Consider the following 17,307-nt stretch of genomic DNA (forward strand, 5'->3'; position numbering starts at 1 on the left):
GGCGTGTGCCTGGGGCAAGGGCGGGCGCCGGTTCCCTGGCTCGGAGGGGGAACCGGCGCCCGCGTTCGTCGGTCTACCGGCTGAACGAGCCTGACGCGATCGCCAACTGCTGGGTCGGTTGCTGGGTCGGGCGCAGTGAGCGGGGCGCGCGGTGCATCGGCCAGATCGGTGGGCCGCCGTCGGGGAGTTGGATCATTGTTTCCACCGCGTAGCCGTGGCGGAGGTAGAGGTCACGGTTGCGGAGGTCGTTGGCCTCCAGGTAGGTGGGGATGCCGGCGGCGTCGGCCCGGGCGTGGTGACGGGCGAGCAGCGCGCTGCCGATCCCCAGGTTCTGCTTGTCCGGGCGCACGGCGAGGAACGCCAGATAGTGGTGCGGGTGGATCGGGTGGTGCACCTCGAGTGCGGCGTCGAGTTCGCGTACCCGGTCGAACGAGGAGCCGCACACGTCCTTCAGCCGCAGGTCGTAGTCGCGCGGGGGCGGGATCGACCGTGTGAACGGGAACCACAGGGCGACGCCGAGCAGGTCGCCGCTGCCGGGATCGACGGTCGCGTACACCTCGCCGTGCTGCACGGCGTGGTCGACGAAGATCTCGAAGTACGCGGGGCTGCTCTCCTGGCGTCCGACCGGATCGGGCAGCAGCCAGCGGGCCACCGCCTGCTCGCCGATGGTGCCGGCGAGAAGCGCGCAGACCTCGTCGGTGCTCACGGGTTCGACGTCGCGGATGACGACCTCCTTGATGTCGTAGCCGAGCGGCTTGCGGCCCTCGTGGCCGTTGGACACAGCGCTTCCGTTCGTACGGTTGCCGTTCACGCGCGGGATCGCGTGCTGGGCGCCGCTGCCCGCCGGTCCCGGATTCGCCGTCGGTGGCCGGAAGTCCGCGCCGCGGCCGATCGCGGCGTACACCTCGGGACGCGCGGCGCGCATGATCAGGGCCCAGATGAAGCCCAGCGTCGCGGTGACGGCGTAGGCGGCCGGGAACAGCCAGTTGAAGATCGAGTCGCCCGGCACGCCGAGCAGGTCACCGAGGCCGATGATCGTCGCCAGCAGGATGACGCTCAGGAACACGAACGCGATGAACGGGGCGATGCGGCCGCGCCACACGTTCTCCAGCCGGTTGCGGATGAAGAAGACCATGACCGCCAGCGACGCGCCCCACATGAGGATCAGCACGCCCAGGCCGCCGGCCGTGGTCAGCCACGCGAACAGGTACACCAGCGGGTCGAGGCCGAAGGACGCGTAGGTGATCAGGACGCCGAGCGCGAAGACGCTCTGGGTGATCGAGCCGAGCAGCGGCGCGCCGGTGCGCGGGTGCGTGCGTCCCCACGCCGAGGGCAGCACGCGCTCGCGGCCGAGAGCGAACTGGTACCGGGCCACGGCCGCGTGGAAGGCGAGCAGCGCGGCGAACACGCTGGTGAGGAACAGCACGTAACCGATCTGCACGAGAATGGCCGGCACGTGCGGCCCCACCAGGTTGAAGACGAGGTCGGTCTGGTCGCTCTGCGCCGAGGCGACGATCTTGTCGGGGCCGGCGCTGACCGACATCGCCCACGCCGAGAGCGCGCACAGCAGACCGGGCAGCAGCACGGCCCACTGGGTGGCGCGGGAGATCGTCCGCTTCGGGTCCTTGGCCTCCTCCGACAGCACGACCGTCGCCTCGAAGCCGACGAACCCGGCGATCGCGACCACCAGCAGCGCGGCGAACTCGGGCCGGAGCATGCCGGCGGGCGCGAAGGCCTCGTAGCTCACCGTCCCGTTGGCCGGGTGCAGGATCATCACGAGGTCGTAGACGAGCACCAGCGTGATCTCGGCGACCAGCAGCACGGCGAGCACCTTGCCGCTGAGGTCGACCCACAGCAGGCCGAGGATCGACACCAGTGCCCAGGCCACGAGCGCGCACGCGAACCAGCCGTAGTGCAGGCCGGCCGCCTCCAGGATCCCGGACGCCACCACCCCGAACAGACCGAACAGGCCGATCTGCATCACCGCGTACGCGGGCAGCGCGACGAACGCCGCGCCCACGCCGGTGACCCGGCCCAGCCCCTGTGCGATGTAGGAGTAGAAGGCGCCGGAGTTCACGATGTGCCGGCTCATCGCCACGAACCCGATCGTGAAGATCGCGAGGATCGCGGCGGCGACGAGGTACGACAACGGCACCACCGTGCTGCCCACCACCGCGTAGATCGTGGTGACCGCACCGAGGATCACCGTCAGCGGTGCCGCGCCGGCGACCCCGAAGAACACCACCGAGGGGACGCCGAGCCGGTCGCGGGCGAGCGCCCGCGTCACGATGTCGGGTCCGGCAGGCTCTGGTCGCGTCATTTTCACTGGCCTCCAGGCATGGATGTTGGAATTGCGCCCCCGCCGGATCAGGTGGTGGCGCCCGCGTGAACCCAAAGTGATGGTTCGGCTTCGTACCGTGATGCGCTTGCCTTGTTCACGCGCCAGCACGGCAAGGGGTTCATTGCTCACGCGATCGCCCCGCTTCGCGGTGCGATGCGCTCCCGTGCTCCCGCGGCAAGCCGCGTGAGCAGAGCGCTGAGCCGATGGTTCGCTCGCACAAGTGCTCGCTCACCGGCGGCCCGCCGCTAACACGGATCCGACGGCGGCCTCGGTGTGGTCGACCAGCTCGCGGAGATCCGTGGGCAGGGACTCCACGACGGAGTGCAGGTGACCCAGGCCGGGCCGGTGCACCGGGAGGTCCCACAACACGTGCCGGGTGAGACCGGTCGCGGCGACGAGGCCGGAGAGGGCCCGGTCGGTGATGTCCACGACGCGGCCCTGGACCAGGATGTTCGCCAGGCGCACCTGGATCCATGCGGCCTGGTTGCGCTGGTCGGAGTTCATCGGCAGGTACAGGGTGTGCGTGCTGAGGAGCCGCCGGCGGACCACCGGCTCCACCACGCCCGCACGGATCAGCCGCTCGCCGACCCGGTCGGCGGCGTCCTGGGCCAGGAACGCCAGCCACGTCCGGAGCTCACGGTGGTGGCGCTGGGCGATCAGGAGATCGAGGACGTCGTGGGCGAGCGCGTCCCCGGGTGGTTCCGGGTTGACGACGAACAGCTCGCCGTCCACGGCCCGCACCCGGCCCTGCATCATCAGTTCGCCCAGAAGTGCGGCGGCCAGGCCGAGGCCGGTCGCCCGTGGATGCAGACGGGACTTTCCGGTTCGGTCTTCATGTGCGATCAGGAAGAACTGGTCAGCCAGCAACGCCGCCACGCCCCCTTTGACCACTGCGGTGGCAGGTGCCGATCCCCGTCGCCTGTTGCGCCGGGTAATCGGTTGCTTGCGCAAGATTGATTCTTGTGCGATGTGACGGGAAGACATCCGCCAGGTGGCGTACGGCCAAGTGGACGAGATCGAAAACGCACGTCAGGTCCGCTGCCGGCGCGGCAAATTTATGTCTTTCGCTTCATCGATGGACGGGTATTGTCGGCACAGTGCATGCGAGTCATGGCAGTCAGTCATGGCCGGTGCGTATCCGCGAGCTCTCCGGCGGGCTGCTGGGTGCCGGCATCCTGCTCGGCGATCGCCACGTTCTGACCTGCGCACACGTGCTCACCAACGGCGTGTCGGGCACCGGTGCCGGCGGACGGTTCGCGGTGGATCTCGTGGGGCGACCCGGCTGGCCACCGGTCCCCGCGACGGTCGTTCCGGGCTGCTGGATCCCGCCGGCCGACGATGGTCGCGGCGACCTCGCGCTGCTGCTCCTCGACCCGTCCGCCGCCCTGCCCGCCGGCCTGTCCGGTGCCCGGCTGCGGGCGCTCTCGCTGAGTTGGCAGCGGGCGGTGTACACGTTCGGTTTCCCGGCCGGGCTCGCCCACGGCGTCTACGTCCGGGCGGTCCTCGCCGGCCAGGCCGGCCCGGGTCGCGAGTGGGTGCAGATGGACGGGCGCGACTCGCGCAGTCCCATCCGGGCCGGGTTCAGCGGGTCCGGCGTGGTCGACGAGCAGACCGGCGACGTGCTCGGCATGGTGGTCTCGGCCTGGTCCGACCCGCGGGCCGGCCTGTCGTGGATGATCCCGGCCGAGACGATCCGCGGCTACCTGCCCCGCGTCGGCGAGTGGATGACCGGCGACTCCTCGGCCGACGGATCGTTCCTGGCACCGGCTCCGGGGCGGGGTGACGCGGAGACCGACCGCCGGATCGCCGAGTTCTTCGCCCGCACCCGGCCCGACAACGTCCTGATCCTGGTGACCGGCCCGCCCGCGGCACCGGTCGCGTCGGCGCTGCACGGCGCGGTCAGCCTCGCGCACCGCTCGCGGTCGGCCGGCCGGGTTTCGGCCGCCGGGTCGGCTCCGCCGGCTGCTGGCACCGGAGCGGCCCCGCCTGCTTTCGCCACCGGGTCGGCTCCGCCGGTGGGCAGCATCGACCTGGCCGTCGACGCCGCCGGCAGCACCCCCGACGACGTGGTCCGGCGCATCGTCGGCTGGTCGGGGACCGCCCGGCCGGAACCCGCCGACGACCTGGACGTGGCCGACCTCGTGGCCGACCTGGCGCCGCGCACGCTCGTGATCAGCGGGATCGACGAGTCGACGGATCCGCGCCGGCTCGTCGCCGAGGTGATCGGTGCGATCGTCGGCCGGGCCACCGAGCGGGACATGCGGCTGCTGCTGGGCTTCCGGTCCCCGTCCGTCGACCTGCGGCTGGACCTGCTCGCGCTGCGGATCGCGGAACTGGAGGCCGTCGAGGACGCCGCCGAAGCGGCGTACCGGGCTGCGGCCGGGGTGCTCGCCGACCCGCCACCGGTCCGTCCGCACGCGGCCGACCTGCGGTTGCGCCTCACCGCTTTGCGGGAGGTCGCCCGCCGGACCGGGGCGGCCGGCCCGGGCGACGTGCCCGGTCGGGACGACGGTCGGGACGACGGCCCGGACGACGGCCCGGATGACGGCGCGACCGGCGTGCCCGGCCCGGACGACGGCCCGGACGACGGCCCGGACGACGGCCCGGACGACGGCCCGGATGACGGTCCGGATGACGGTCCGGATGATGGCGCGGGTGGCGTGCCCGGCGTGCGCGGCCCGGATGACGGTCCGGATGACGGCGTGCCCGGTGTGCCCGGCCCGGACGATGGTGCGGCTGGCGCGGCCGAGCGGTTCGCCGAGCGGCTCGCCGCCCACGAGCGCGTCGCCGACCGGGCGTTGCGGGTGGCCGCCGGCGTTCGGGCCGAGCTGGACGGTGCGCTGGCCCGGTACCGGGAACTGCGCGGCCGGCTGACGTCGGAGCGGGCGCTGTCGGTGCGGGACGGGCTGGTCGAGGACCTCGTGCTCGGCCAGTTGTACCGCGCGGCGCACGACCTGCTCACGTCCGGACGGTGCGAGCTCGCCGAGGCGGCCCGCGCGGTGGACCGGTTCGTCGACGAGCGTCGCAGGCGGGGCGCGGCCGGGCCGGAGGCGGGCCGGTGACCGCCTGTGAACGTACGCCCGGCTGCTCCGGCAACGTCGACGAGTTCGGCTACTGCGACCGGTGCGGCCTGCCGCCGCTGTCGGTGCTCCCGGGATCGTCGACCCGTGGACCGATGATGCCGCCGCCCAGCCGACGGTGCCACAGCTGCGGCGCCGACGTGCCGCCGGAGGCCAGCGGCGAGCACCCGCGCCCGGCCCGGTTCTGCGGGCACTGCGGGACCCGGTACACCTGGGTGCCCGACCTGGCGCCGGGTGACCTGGTCGGCGAGCAGTACAAGGTGGAGTACTGCCTGGCGCAGGGCGGCCTCGGCTGGGTGTACCTGGCCGAGGACACCCACCTCGACAACGACGAGGTGGTGCTGAAGGGCGTCATCGACCAGTCGAACGCGGCCTCGGTGCGCACCGCGGTCTCCGAGCGGCGGTTCCTCACCACGTTGCACCACCACAATCTCGTGCGCATCCGCGACTTCGCGATCCACACCGATCCGTTCACCGGCCGGCAGACCGGCTACATCGTGATGGAGTACCTGCGCGGCCCGGCGTTGAGCGAACTCGGCGCGCTGCCCCTCGACGCCGTTCTGGGGTACGGGCAGGAGATCCTCGCCGCGCTCGACTACGTGCACGGGCGCGGCCTGCTGTACACCGACATGAAGCCGAGCAACGTGATCCGCACCGCCGACCGGTGCAAGTTGATCGACATCGGCAGCGTGGTGTCCGCCGCCGACCCGGGCACCGAGTTCGTCCGCACGCCCGGCTTCTACGACAACGGCGACGGGCCCACCGTCCGCTCCGATCTGTACGCGGTGGGCGTCACGTTGGCGGACCTTTTCCCGGCCGCCGGGGCCGCCGCGGTGGGCGACGCGCACCGGTTCGGGGTGGAGCCGTTCCGCCGCCTCGTCGGCCGGGCCACCCACGAAGACCGCGCCCGCCGGTTCGGGTCCGCGGCGGAGATGGCGGCACAGGTCGCGGGCGTCCTGCGCGACGTGCTGCCGGACCGCGTCCGGCTCGGACGACCGGAGACGTCGGAGCTGTTCACCCAGTCGGCCGACCTGCTCGACGACGGGCTCGGCGCGGTGCCGCCGTTGCGCACGTGGACCGGCCCGGCGGACGCGGAGCGGTTCCGGCCCGGGCAACCGGACGGGCCCGCCGTGGCCGTGGGCCTGCCGACGCCCCGGACGGCGGCCGGCGACGCGAACGCCGTGGTGCTCGACTCGCTCGGCGCCGTCGAGCCGGCCGAGCTCCTGGAGAAGCTGACCAAGCTGACCACCTCGATGGAGGTGGAACTGGTCCGCTGCCGGGCGCTGCTGCGGCTCGGCCGGCTCGACGAGGCCGACGCGGCGGTCGTCCGGGCCGGTGCCGACCTCGCGCCGGAGTCGCCGCACCGGTGGCGGATCATGTGGCACCACGGGCTGCTCGCGCTGGCCCGCGACGATCCGGCCGTCGCCGCGGCCCGGTTCGACGACGTGTACGCCGACCTGCCGGGGGAGTGCCCGCCCCGGCTGGCGCGGGCCTACTGCGCGGAACGCACGGGCGACACCGACGTCGCCGACGACCTGTACCGGTCGGTGTGGCGGCGCGACCGGCTGCAGGCCAGCGCGGCGTTCGGGCTGGCCCGGCTGCGGCTCGCCACGGGTGCGCGGGACGCGGCGGTGGCCTTCCTGGACGCGGTGCCCCGGGTGTCGAGCCACTACGACGCGTCCCGGATCGCCGCGGTGCGGATCCTCGCCGGCCGGCTCGGCGCGGAGCTGCCGCAGGCCGACCACCTCAACCGGGCGGCCACCCGCACGGCGGCGTTGCGGCTCGACGGCGGCGACCGGAACGGCCCCGCCCGGCAACGCCTGATCACGGTTATCCGGCAGGGCGCGCTCGACCGGGTGCGCGAGCACGGTCCGGTCGGGCTCAGCCGCGGTGCGGTGTTCGGCTCGCCGTCGTCGGAGCGGGCGATCCGGGTGCACCTCGAGGCGTCGTTCCGGTCGCTGGCGACGCAGGCCACCACGGCGAACGACCACGGCGTCCTGATCGACCGGGCGAACGAGGTGCGCCCGTGGAGCCGACGATGATCGGGAATGGAGTGGGTCGATGGATCCGTTCGACGTCGGGCTGACGATCGCGCAGGACCCGTACCTGTCGTCGCGGCACACCGAGATGCACGCCGTGCTGCGCGTCACGGCCGGCCGGACCGGGACGGCGCGCTCTCCGGCCGGCGCCCCGGCCGGCTCCCCGGTGACGCTCGCCGAGGTGCTGATCATCGACTGCTCCGGCTCGATGTCCGTCCCCAGCACCAAGATCAGCGCGGCCAAGCACGCCGCCCGGGTCGCCGTCGACGTCCTGCCGGACGGCGCGCTGTTCGCGATCGTGCGGGGGGATCACCGGGCGGCCATGGTCTACCCGCGGGACCGGCAGTTGGCGACCGCGTCCGGGACGACCCGCCGGGCGGCGCGGCACGCCCTCGACCGGGAGACCGCGAGCGGCGGCACCGCGATCGGCACCTGGCTGACGCTCAGCCGGGACCTCCTCGCGCCGCACACCACGGCGGTGCGGCACGCGCTGCTGCTCACCGACGGCCGCAACGAGTCCGAGCCGTCGGAGCGGTTGGGCGCCGTGCTCGCCGAGTGCACCGGTCAGTTCGTCTGCGACCCGCGCGGGGTCGGCGACGGGTGGGAGCCGGCAGAACTGGTGCGGATCGCGGCCGAACTGCGCGGCACGGCCGACGCCGTCGCCCGGCCGCAGGACCTGGCCGACGACTTCCGCCGCACGGTCGAGGCGGCGACCGGGAAGGTGCTGCCCGACCTGCGGCTGCGGATCGCCACCAGCACGTTCGACCGGCTGCTGTACTGCAAGCAGGTCAACCCGTCGGTCGCGGAACTCGCCGGCGAGCAGCCGGCGTCGGCCGACGGCCCGATGGAGGTGTCGCTCGGCGCCTGGGGCGAGGAGACCCGCGAGTACCACCTGTGCTTCGAGGTGGCACCGGGCGGGCGTCCGCACGGGGAGGACCAGCGGGTGGCCCGGATCGACGTGGTGGCCGACCGGCCGCTCGCCACCGGCCCGGTGCTCGTGCTGGTCCACTGGACCGAGGACCCGGTGAAGTCCAGCCAGATCGACCCCGACGTCGCCCGGGTGACCGACCAGCAGCAACTCGCCCACGCGATCAACGACGGGTGCCGGGCGTACGAGCGGGGTGACCGGGTCGCCGCGGAGCGGCACTGGGGCGAGGCGGTGCGGCTGGCGACGGCGATGGGCAACACCGCCAAACTGGAGGACCTGCAGATGTTCGTGCGGATCGTCGACGGTCCGGCCGGGCGGGTCGAACTGCGTCCCCACCTCTCGGTGCTGGACGTGAAGCGGGGCGCGTTGCGGTCGCTGATGACGGAGATACCGGAGCCACCCGAGCCGCCGGGGCGCGCGCACGCGCGTCCACCGGTCCCGGAAAAGGACGCGAGCCCCGCGCCCCCGCCCGAAGCCCCGCGCCCGCCGGCGCCGGGGCCCGACGGATCGGCGCGGGCCTGCCCCGCCTGTGGCCGGGCGGCCGACGCCGGGCACGGATTCTGCCAGGGCTGCGGCCGGAACCTGGACGGCGCGGCATGACCGGCGACCGTTCCACGACGACCCGGCGGACCCTGCTGCGGCTGCAGGCGGCGCTGCTGGTGACCGGGGCGGTGGCGCTCGCCGGCTGCCTCGCCGTGTCGGTCGGGGTGGCCCGCACCGCCGAGGCCGCCGCCGACCGGTCGATCCCGGCGACGCTGGCGGCCTACGACGCGCAGGTGGCCATGCGCACCGCGCACCGCGAGGCGGTCGCCAACATCACCGCCACGAAGGCGCTGCGCGACCCGGGAAGCGAGTACCAGCACCAGATCACGCTCGCCGGGCAGTACCTCGCCGTGGTGGCCGAACGCAACGCGGCCGGCGCCGCCGGCAGCGGCGACATCCAGGTGGTGCAGGCGCTGCTGTCGACCTACGTCGGCCTGATCGCGGTGGCGGCCACGAACTTCACCAGCGGCGCGACCCTCGGCCTCGCGACGCTGCTCGACGCGACCCGGCTCCTCGACAACATCCTGGTGCGGCTCGACCGGTTGCGCGACCGGCAGGACGACGCCCTGCAGGCGCAGGCGACCTCGGGGTGGGGTCACCCGGCGACGACGGCCGTCTGGCTGTTCCCGGTCGCGGCGCTGGTGACGCTGCTCGTGCTGGCGCAGGTGGTGCTGCGGCGCCGGTTCCGGCGGCGGTTCAGCCCGCCGCTGCTGGTGGCCACCGCGCTGGCGGCGTTTCTGGTGGCGGCGACCGGATGGAGCACGCGGGCCGCCGTCGACCTGGACAACGGCTGGGACCAGGCCGCCCGGCTGGTCGCGGGGCGCGCGGCCCAACTGGCGGCGTGGGGGGTCGAGGACAGCCGCCGGCTGCGCACCTTGATCGGGGACGGTTGCGCCACGGGCTGCGAACGGACGATCGGGTCGCTGGACACCGGGTCTCCGCACGGAGCCGTCGACGCCGGTGCGGTCGACGCCGCGTCCACCGAACTGGACGCGACCGCCGACGAGGCCGCCGCCGACGCGGCCACCAGCGGCACGATCAACATCCTTCTCCCGGTGACCGCGTTGACCGCGATGGCGTTGGTGCTCGCCGGATTCCGCCCCCGCCTCGACGAGTACCGGTACCGGCCGACATGATCCGACACTGTTTCGCCGCCGCCGTTCTCGGCGCCTCGCTGCTGACCGCGTGCACCCGGTCGGACGAGCCGGTGACCATCGAGGTGCTCGCGTCGTGGGAGTCGCCGACCGGGCCGGTGGCGCCGGGCGCCGACGAGGAGAAGGCGTTCCGGGCGGCGCTCGCGGCGTTCGAGCGGGCCGACGGGAACGTCCGCGTGCGGTACGTCGGCACGCGCGACGTGAGCCAGGTGCTGCGTGCCCGCGTCGAACGCGAGTCGCCGCCCGACATCGCGGTGTTCCCTCGCCTCTACGACCTGCGGTCCTATGTGGACAGTGGCGCGCTGCGGCCGCTCGACGGCGTTCCCGGGCTGTCGGCCGAGCGGGTGATCCGCATCGACCGCAAGGCGTACGGCGTGAGCATCGCGGCGCACGTGAAGAGCCTCGTCTGGTATGCCGGGCCGCCGGTACCGTGGGCGGACCTCGCCGGCCGGGCGGCCACCATGCTGGCCGCCGGGCGGGAGCCGTGGTGCCTGGGCATGAGCTCGCCGCCGTTGTCCGGCTGGCCCGGCACCGACTGGATCGAGGACCTGGTGCTGAACAGCGGCGTCGACGTCTACAACGACTGGACGGCGGGCCGGCTGCCGTGGAGCCGGGGCAGCATCAGGGCCGCGTGGCTGGCCTGGCGGGACATGATCGCGCCCGGCGAGCGGACGCGTCCCGCGCTGCTGACCGGGTACGCCGATGCCGGCCTGGCGATGGTCGACCCGCAACCCGGCTGCCTCCTGCACCATGCGGCGTCGTTCAACGCCAACAACTACGGCGGCCGCGAGGTGAACGTCCACCCGTTCCCGGGCCGCGAACCGGGCAGCCGCACGCTCATCTCCGAAGACGTGATGGGCGTGTTCCGCGATACGCCGCCGGCCCGCCGGCTGGTCCGCTTCCTGGCCGACCGCGCCCGCCCGGCCGGCCACGACGCGTGGCGCGAGGCGAGCGCCGGCACGCATCTGGTGCTGGGCCGCGGCTCGGCCTCCAGCGGCAACCTCGGCCGGATCGAGCAGATGCTGACCACCGGCACCCTCTGCCGCGACGCGTCCGACCTGATGCCACCGGCCGTGACGGACGCGTTCCAGCACGCCGTGATGCGGTTCCTCCAGGACCCGGGCCGGCTGGACGACCTGCTGGCCGACATCGACGCGGTGGCGGGAATGACGTCGCGGGAGGAGTGGCTGGACCTCCCGTGCATCCCCGCCGCCTGAGGGGAACGCCGCGGACCGTCAGGCGGGTGGGGGGAGGATGCCCCGCGCGATCGCGACCGTCACCGCCGCCGTTCGGTCGTTGACCGACAGCTTCTCGAAGATGCGGGTGACGTGGCTCTTCACCGTGGTCTCGCTGATGAACAGCAGGCGCCCCGTTTCCGGGTTCGACCGGCCGTCGGCGACGCACCGGAGCACCTCGAGTTCGCGCGGCGTCAACGACGGCCGGCCGGACCGGACGCTGCTCACCAGCTTCGCCGCCACGGTCGCGGCCAGGACGGTTTCGCCGCGGGCCGCCGATCGCACCGCCTCGGCCAGCTCCTGCCGCGGGCTGTCCTTCAACAGGTAGCCGGTGGCGCCGGCGGCTACCGCGCGGGCGATGTCGCCGTCGGTGTCGTACGTGGTGAGGACCAGGACGTGGGCGGAGCCGGCCGCCACGATGCGCCGGGTGGCTTCGACGCCGTCGAGGCCGGGCAGGCGCAGGTCCATCAGCACGACGTCGGGACGCAGGTCGGCGGCCAGGCGCACCGCGTCCGTCCCGGATCCGCACTCCGCGACCACGGTGACGTCCGCCGCGGCCCCGAGCACCGCGCGCAGCCCCTCGCGGACGACCGGATGGTCGTCGACGATCAGCACGCGAACGGTCATAACATGGCCTCGACCGTGGTTCCGTCGGCCGAAGCGGAGCGGACCGTGAACCCGCCGCCGACCTGTTCCACCCGCGCGCGCATGCCCGACAGCCCGAACCCGCCCGTCACCGCGGACAGGTCGAACCCGCGGCCGTCGTCGGTCACGCGGAGCACGACCGAGGCCGCGTCGTAGCGGAGCGAGACGTCGACGCGCGAGGCGTCCGCGTGCTTGCGGACGTTGGCCAGCGCCTCCTGCGCCACCCGCAACAGCACCACGTCGTGCTCGGCCGGCAGCACGCGCGGATCGCCCCGTACGGCGAGCGACGGCCGCACCCCCAGGTCGCCGCTGAGCCGCTCGACCAGTTGCGCCAGCGCGTCGGGCAGCGAACCGCCGTGGAGCGCGGGCGGCGCGAGGTCGGCGATCAGCGCCCGCGCCTCGGCCAGGTTCTCGCGCGCGGTGGTCTGCGCGCGGCAGATGTGGTGGCGCGCGGCGTCGAGGTCGGCCTCGGACTCGGCGGCCTGCAACAGCAACAGGACGCTCGTGAACCCCTGCGCGAGCGTGTCGTGGACGTCGTGCGCGAGCCGTTCGCGCTCGGCCATCGCGCCGGCGCGCCGGCTCACCTCGGCGAGTTCGGCGCGGGTCGCCGCGAGGTCGGCCACGAGTTGGGCCCGCTGCCGGCTCTGCTCGATGATGCGGGTGATCCACACGCCGAGCGCCAGCGCCACCACCAACCCGACGAGCACCATCACCGCGATCTCCGGCGAGAATCCCGCCTCCGCCGTGGTGACCGCGGCCGTCGCGACGAGCGCGACCACGGTCGCGGCGACCGCCCGCCGCATCGGCAGCAGCGCCCACACGTGTGGGTACAGCATGAACAACATGATCGAGCCGACCGGGTCGAGCGCGAACACCGCCACCGTCAACGGCACCGCGCCCGCCACGTACCGCAACCCGGCGCGCTGCTGCTCCCGCGCCAACGCGGGGGCGCCGACCGCCGCGTACCATCCGGCCAGAGCGAGGAGACCGCCGAGCGCGGCGTAGCGGCGGACGGCGCCGGGTTCGTCGTTGGTCAATATGAGGACGCACGTGAGCGCGGCCAACGTTCCGAACGCGACGTGCCACCCGCGGACCGTGCGGCGCCACTCGTCGACGCCGGTGTCGGCGCCGCTGTCGGGGCCGCTGTCCGGGCCGCGCGTCGGCATCGATACAGCTTCGCAGCCTCGCGGCCCGGCCCGCATCCGACTGTCGTAGGAGACGCACGGGGTTCCACCGGCGGCTTACGCCCGCACCGCCGCCGGACCGATGATCCGGGGTATGACCAAGGAGTTGTCGTCCCGGATCCTTCTCGGACTGTCGGTACTGTACGGAATCACCATCGGTGTACTTGCCGCCCTCGATGTCCCGGTCGCCGTGTTCGCGATCGTCGGTGGGGCGGTGCTCGGCGGACTGTGGGTCGTCCGCGGCCTGGTGCTGCGGCGCGGCTGATCGAAACCCCGATCCGCTGGGACTGCTAACGGCGGCGCACGGTGATCTCGACGCCGGCGGCGCGGAGCCGGTCGACCAGCGCGTCCCCGATTCCGGTGGCCGGGGTCAGGACCCCGCCGGGCGACGGCGGCAGCGCGTCCCGGTCGAGTGCCAGCGCGAGCCCCGACTCGCCGAGCATGACCGCGGTGGCCGCGTAACCCGGGTCCCCTTTCGCCTTGATCCGGGCGGTGTAGCGGGCGCCGGTGCTCGTGGTGGTGAAGACGACCACGGTGAAGTGGCCGGTGCGCTGGACGCGTTCGCTGGGGCCGGTTCCCGGCTTCGGGAGGACCCGGTCGAGCACGTACCGCGTCGGCGGCAGCGTCATGCCGACGACCAGCGCGCCGAGCCCCGCCTTCGTGGCGAGGGCGAGTGCCGACGAGCGCACCCGCATCGCCTCCCGGTACCGGAACCGGCGGCCGTACGCCCAGTCGCGCAACGCGTTGCTGCGCCGCACGATCCGGGTGTTGTACGACGCCATCACGAACGGCGCGAGGCGGCCCTTCGTGCCCGGGATCACCTCGGCGGCGGGGATGGTGTCGGAGTCGCTCTGCCGGCCGAGGTCGGGTTCGGCGGCGCGGTCGGGGCTCAGCGAGTACGGGCTCAGCGCGATCCGGCGCTTGTCCTTGTCCTTGCGCATCACGTCGAGCTGGTTGCGCATCGAGTCGATCGTGCCGCCGCTCACCCCGCCGCGCAGGCTGGTGACGACGAGTGTGGTGTCGGTCAGGTCGCCCTCGCCGTCCGCGGCGACCCGCCGGTGCAGCACGTGCACGCCGAGGTCGGACGGGATCGAGTCGAAGCCGCAGGAGTGCACGATGCGGGCGCCGGTGCGCCGGGCGAGGTCGTGGTTCTCGTCGATGCTGTCGCGGACGAACAGCACCTCGCCGGTCAGGTCGACGTAGTCGGTGCCGGCGGCGGCGCAGGCGTGCGCGAGCGCGCGGCCGTACTTCGCGTACGGTCCGACCGTCGTGACGATCACCCGGGCCTGCTCCACCATCGCGTCCATCGCGGCGGGGTCGCCGGCGTCGGCGACGATCAACGGCCAGTCGACGCCGAGCCGGTGGCCGGTCTCCGCGAGCCGCGTCGCCGACCGGCCGGCGAGCGCGATCCGGGTACCGGCCGGCGCGTGCGTGGCGAGGTGCCGGGCGACCAACTCGCCGACGAAACCGGTGGCGCCGTAGACGACCAGATCGTTCATGCGCTCCAGGCTAGGCGCAGGCACCCGGCTCCGCTTGCGGAGCACCGGGGATATACGACGCTCGATCCGGTGCGGTGGTGCGGCCGAAACCCGCACCGGATCGAGCGTCGTATATGCGGCGGGTCGGGGGCGGCGCGACCCGGTTAGAGCGGCGTCGCCTGGAGGCGGCTGGAGAAGTTGACGCTGATCCGCGGACCGGCCGGGGTCGCCTGCTTCGGGACGGAGTGCCGCCAGTCCCGCTGGCACCGGCCGCCCATCACGATCAGGTCGCCGCTGGCCGGGGTGAAGCCGATGCTCCGTCCACCGTCCCGGGGCCGGATGAGGAACCGGCGGGCCGCGCCCAGGCTGAGCACCGGCACCGTGCAGATGTCGCGCTTGCACGTCGGCCAGTCGCCGTGCCAGCCGGTGCTGTCGCGATGGTCGCGGTAGTAGTTCATCCACAGCCCGTCGTAGGGCACGCCGTAGTGGTCCGACAGCGCCGACGTCACGGTGTGCAGGAACGGGTGCGGCGCGTCGACGAGGTCGGTGTACTCGGCGGTCAGCCGGGGTTCCCGTACCACCCGGTTGATCATCCACCGGTCCCGCTGCTCCCAGCCCGCGTCTGCGAGCAGCGCGGCGAACAGGTCGTCGCTGCCGGACAGCCAGCCCGGTACGTGCTCGATCCACGAGGTGTCGTCGAGGCGCACCCGGTGCGCGGTGGCGAAGGAACGGTCGACGGCCAGGTGACCGCCCGCGAAGAGGCCGAGTTGGGTCATGCCCTCCTGAATACGGGACGGACGGCGTCGACTCCGGCCGGATCTGGACACGTCGGCGGCGGCGTGAGGTCCGGAAACGGCCGGACCGGTGGCGGGGGTCCGACCAGACTCGTCGAGGCGGACGCACCGTCCGTGCCATCCCGTTCAAGGAGAGATTTCCCGTGCTCGCAAAGGTGTTCCCCATTCCGTTGAAGGCCGGCAAGCAGGCCGAGGCCGAGGCGATCGTGCTCGAGTTCGCGCCGAAGGGTCCGGGCGCCGAGGACGGAACGCTGTCGTTCCGCGTGTACCGCGACCCCGCCCGGCAGGACTACCTGCTGTTCGTCGAGCACTTCGCCGACCAGGCGGCGTACGACGCGCACACCGGCTCGGCGGCCTACAAGGAGCTGATCGCCGGCCGGTTCGCGAACCTGATCGTCGAGTTCGTCGAGATCGACCACGAGCAGCTCGTCGCGATCTGAACCCGCACCGGAACGGCTCCCGGACCCCGGCCGGGAGCCGTTCCCGCTATCATACGTTCACACTTGTCCATGGACGTAGGGATAGGAGTGGGCGATGATCCCCGACGTGGTGTACGGATCGTGGCGCTCCCTCGGGCGCCAACTGGCCGGTCTGCGCAGGTCGGCCGGCTACACGCAGCACGGGTTCGCACCGATGACGTTCTACGGTCGCAGCACGGTCGCCAACGCCGAGGCCGGCCAGCAGCGCGTCGGGCGCGAGTTCTGGGCGCGCTGCGACGGGCTGCTGCGGGCCGACGGCCGCCTGCTCCGCCGCTACGACGAGATCATCGCGATGGAGCAGGGCCTGAGCCGGGCGCAGGCGCGGCGCGGCCGCGAGGCCGAGCGGCCGGTCAGGGACCAGCACAGTGTGGAGCAACAAGGAACCGAGCGGCGGGGAATCGAGCGGCGGGCCGCGCTGCTCGCGGGGATCGCGACCGTCGCGGCCGCGTCCGGTCTGATTGGACGCACAGCAGCGGCGCGCCGGATCGGTGGGGCCGACGTCGGCCGGATCCGTGCCGTCACGGCGCTGTACCGCTCGCTCGACTACGAGGTGGGCGGCGGGGCGATCCGGCGCGACGTGACGCGCTTCGCTCACGCGGTCACCAATCTTCTGGACCACGGCGACGCCGGCGCCATGCGCGAACCGCTCCTGACCGCGGTGGCCGAGATCCGGCAGCTGGCCGGTTGGACGTCGTTCGACGCCGGCCGCCACGCCGACGCGCAGCGCCACCTGCTCGCGGCCGAACGCACCGCGATCGCCGGCGGTGACCTGCGGCTGGCGGCGCGGGTGCGGTACTGCCAGGCGCGGCAGTTCCAGTACCTGCGGCACAACCGCGACGCCGTCGACGCGCTGCGCCTCGCCCGCGACCACCTGGGCGGCGCGGCGACGCCGGGGATCACCGCGATGCTCGACGGGCTGGAGGCGTCCTCGCTGGCCGACCTCGGCGACCACGACGCGGCCGCCCGCCGCCTCGCCTCGGCCACCGACGCGTTCGAGCGCATCGAGCCGTCGCGCGAGCCGGCCTGGATGGGCTTCTACGACCGCGGCGAACTGCTGGCCCAGTACGGCCGCGTCTACCGCGACATGGCCCGTCACGACAACAAATACGCGGCGGAGGCGGTGCGGTGGACCACCGAGGCGATCGGCGACCTCGGCCCGCAGAAGCTGCGCAGCACGGTGCTGAACGAGATCGGGCTGTGCAGCGCGCTGTTCCTGGCCGGCGAACCCGAACAGGCGATCGAGGTCGGCGAGAGCGTGCTCGACCGCGCCGACCAGGTGAAGTCGGCCCGGATCGCCGAACGGATCCGCAACCTCCGCCGCGACTTCGGCCGTCACGCGTCCGATCCGCGGGTCCGGGGCCTTTCCCGCGGCCTGTCGACGTACGGCACGGGGGATGTGCGCTAGCG

14 protein-coding genes are annotated in these 17,307 nt (G+C 73.4%); 8 read left to right on the top strand and 6 right to left on the bottom strand.

All coding sequences use genetic code 11. From position 1 onward, the window contains the following. Nucleotides 1–73 precede the first annotated feature (73 nt). Nucleotides 74–2,320 carry a GNAT family N-acetyltransferase gene (locus Vau01_RS63610; RefSeq protein WP_239151971.1) on the bottom strand — a complete coding sequence of 749 codons (2,247 nt, stop codon included), beginning with the start codon at nt 2,318–2,320 and terminating at the stop codon, nt 74–76. A gap of 249 nt (nt 2,321–2,569) precedes the next feature. Next, nucleotides 2,570–3,208, bottom strand: a complete 639-nt coding sequence (locus Vau01_RS30500) for a GOLPH3/VPS74 family protein (protein WP_239151977.1) — start codon at nt 3,206–3,208, stop codon at nt 2,570–2,572. Between the two features lie 263 nt (nt 3,209–3,471). On the opposite strand from Vau01_RS30500, the gene Vau01_RS30505 reads away from it, so the two are divergent. Genes Vau01_RS30505 through Vau01_RS30525 form a run of 5 tightly spaced genes read left to right on the top strand, consistent with a single transcriptional unit; the run spans nt 3,472 to nt 11,302 of the window. After that, nucleotides 3,472–5,403, top strand: coding sequence for a S1 family peptidase (locus Vau01_RS30505; protein WP_203999626.1), 1,932 nt, complete (start codon nt 3,472–3,474; stop codon nt 5,401–5,403). Then, complete coding sequence (locus tag Vau01_RS30510) at nt 5,400–7,463, top strand: tetratricopeptide repeat protein (protein ID WP_203999628.1); 2,064 nt, start codon at nt 5,400–5,402, stop codon at nt 7,461–7,463. The genes Vau01_RS30505 and Vau01_RS30510 overlap by 4 nt, the downstream gene beginning before the upstream one ends. Before the next feature lie 19 nt (nt 7,464–7,482). Then, nucleotides 7,483–8,988, top strand: a complete 1,506-nt coding sequence (locus Vau01_RS30515; RefSeq protein WP_203999630.1) for a vWA domain-containing protein — start codon at nt 7,483–7,485, stop codon at nt 8,986–8,988. Continuing rightward, nucleotides 8,985–10,067, top strand: a complete 1,083-nt coding sequence (locus Vau01_RS30520; protein WP_203999632.1) for a GlnX family signal transduction membrane protein — start codon at nt 8,985–8,987, stop codon at nt 10,065–10,067. Before Vau01_RS30515 ends, Vau01_RS30520 begins: the two co-directional genes overlap by 4 nt. Beyond that, the gene (locus Vau01_RS30525) at nt 10,064–11,302 is read left to right on the top strand and encodes an ABC transporter substrate-binding protein (protein WP_203999634.1); all 1,239 of its coding nucleotides are present in this window, start codon (nt 10,064–10,066) and stop codon (nt 11,300–11,302) included. The genes Vau01_RS30520 and Vau01_RS30525 overlap by 4 nt, the downstream gene beginning before the upstream one ends. Nucleotides 11,303–11,320: 18 nt before the next feature. Here the strand turns inward: Vau01_RS30525 and Vau01_RS30530 are convergent, their stop codons facing one another. After that, on the bottom strand, nt 11,321–11,947 hold the full coding sequence (locus tag Vau01_RS30530; protein WP_203999636.1) for a response regulator: 627 nt from the start codon (nt 11,945–11,947) through the stop codon (nt 11,321–11,323). After that, entirely contained in the window at nt 11,944–13,131 is a 1,188-nt protein-coding gene (locus Vau01_RS30535; protein ID WP_203999637.1) for a sensor histidine kinase, read from the bottom strand. The genes Vau01_RS30530 and Vau01_RS30535 overlap by 4 nt, the downstream gene beginning before the upstream one ends. A gap of 112 nt (nt 13,132–13,243) precedes the next feature. Here Vau01_RS30535 and Vau01_RS30540 point away from each other — a divergent pair, with 112 nt between their 5' ends. Further along, nucleotides 13,244–13,414: a hypothetical protein gene (locus tag Vau01_RS30540; protein ID WP_203999639.1), complete on the top strand. Its 171-nt coding sequence runs from the start codon at nt 13,244–13,246 to the stop codon at nt 13,412–13,414. A gap of 25 nt (nt 13,415–13,439) precedes the next feature. On the opposite strand, the gene Vau01_RS30545 is transcribed toward Vau01_RS30540, so the two are convergent. Further along, entirely contained in the window at nt 13,440–14,648 is a 1,209-nt protein-coding gene (locus tag Vau01_RS30545; protein ID WP_203999642.1) for a saccharopine dehydrogenase family protein, read from the bottom strand. Between the two features lie 143 nt (nt 14,649–14,791). Continuing rightward, the gene (locus tag Vau01_RS30550) at nt 14,792–15,403 is read right to left on the bottom strand and encodes an alpha-ketoglutarate-dependent dioxygenase AlkB (protein WP_203999645.1); all 612 of its coding nucleotides are present in this window, start codon (nt 15,401–15,403) and stop codon (nt 14,792–14,794) included. A gap of 161 nt (nt 15,404–15,564) precedes the next feature. Between Vau01_RS30550 and Vau01_RS30555 the strand changes: the two genes are divergently transcribed. Both Vau01_RS30555 and Vau01_RS30560 read left to right on the top strand, forming a co-directional pair. After that, a complete protein-coding gene (locus Vau01_RS30555; RefSeq protein ID WP_203999648.1) occupies nt 15,565–15,861 on the top strand; it encodes a putative quinol monooxygenase in 297 nt (98 codons plus the stop codon). A gap of 94 nt (nt 15,862–15,955) precedes the next feature. Continuing rightward, nucleotides 15,956–17,305 (top strand): helix-turn-helix domain-containing protein, encoded by a 1,350-nt coding sequence (locus tag Vau01_RS30560; RefSeq protein WP_203999651.1) that lies wholly within the window; start codon nt 15,956–15,958, stop codon nt 17,303–17,305. Nucleotides 17,306–17,307 lie beyond the last annotated feature (2 nt).

The organism is Virgisporangium aurantiacum, assembly GCF_016863635.1.
Lineage (GTDB): Bacteria > Actinomycetota > Actinomycetes > Mycobacteriales > Micromonosporaceae > Virgisporangium > Virgisporangium aurantiacum.

Coding starts and splice junctions, on each gene's coding strand:
- Vau01_RS30515 (WP_203999630.1), top strand. CDS start 7,483: ATGGATCCGTTCGACGTCGGGCTGACGATCGCGCAGGACCCGTACCTG.
- Vau01_RS30530 (WP_203999636.1), bottom strand. CDS start 11,947: ATGACCGTTCGCGTGCTGATCGTCGACGACCATCCGGTCGTCCGCGAG.
- Vau01_RS30560 (WP_203999651.1), top strand. CDS start 15,956: ATGATCCCCGACGTGGTGTACGGATCGTGGCGCTCCCTCGGGCGCCAA.
- Vau01_RS30545 (WP_203999642.1), bottom strand. CDS start 14,648: ATGAACGATCTGGTCGTCTACGGCGCCACCGGTTTCGTCGGCGAGTTG.
- Vau01_RS30535 (WP_203999637.1), bottom strand. CDS start 13,131: ATGCCGACGCGCGGCCCGGACAGCGGCCCCGACAGCGGCGCCGACACC.
- Vau01_RS30550 (WP_203999645.1), bottom strand. CDS start 15,403: ATGACCCAACTCGGCCTCTTCGCGGGCGGTCACCTGGCCGTCGACCGT.
- Vau01_RS63610 (WP_239151971.1), bottom strand. CDS start 2,320: ATGACGCGACCAGAGCCTGCCGGACCCGACATCGTGACGCGGGCGCTC.
- Vau01_RS30525 (WP_203999634.1), top strand. CDS start 10,064: ATGATCCGACACTGTTTCGCCGCCGCCGTTCTCGGCGCCTCGCTGCTG.
- Vau01_RS30520 (WP_203999632.1), top strand. CDS start 8,985: ATGACCGGCGACCGTTCCACGACGACCCGGCGGACCCTGCTGCGGCTG.
- Vau01_RS30540 (WP_203999639.1), top strand. CDS start 13,244: ATGACCAAGGAGTTGTCGTCCCGGATCCTTCTCGGACTGTCGGTACTG.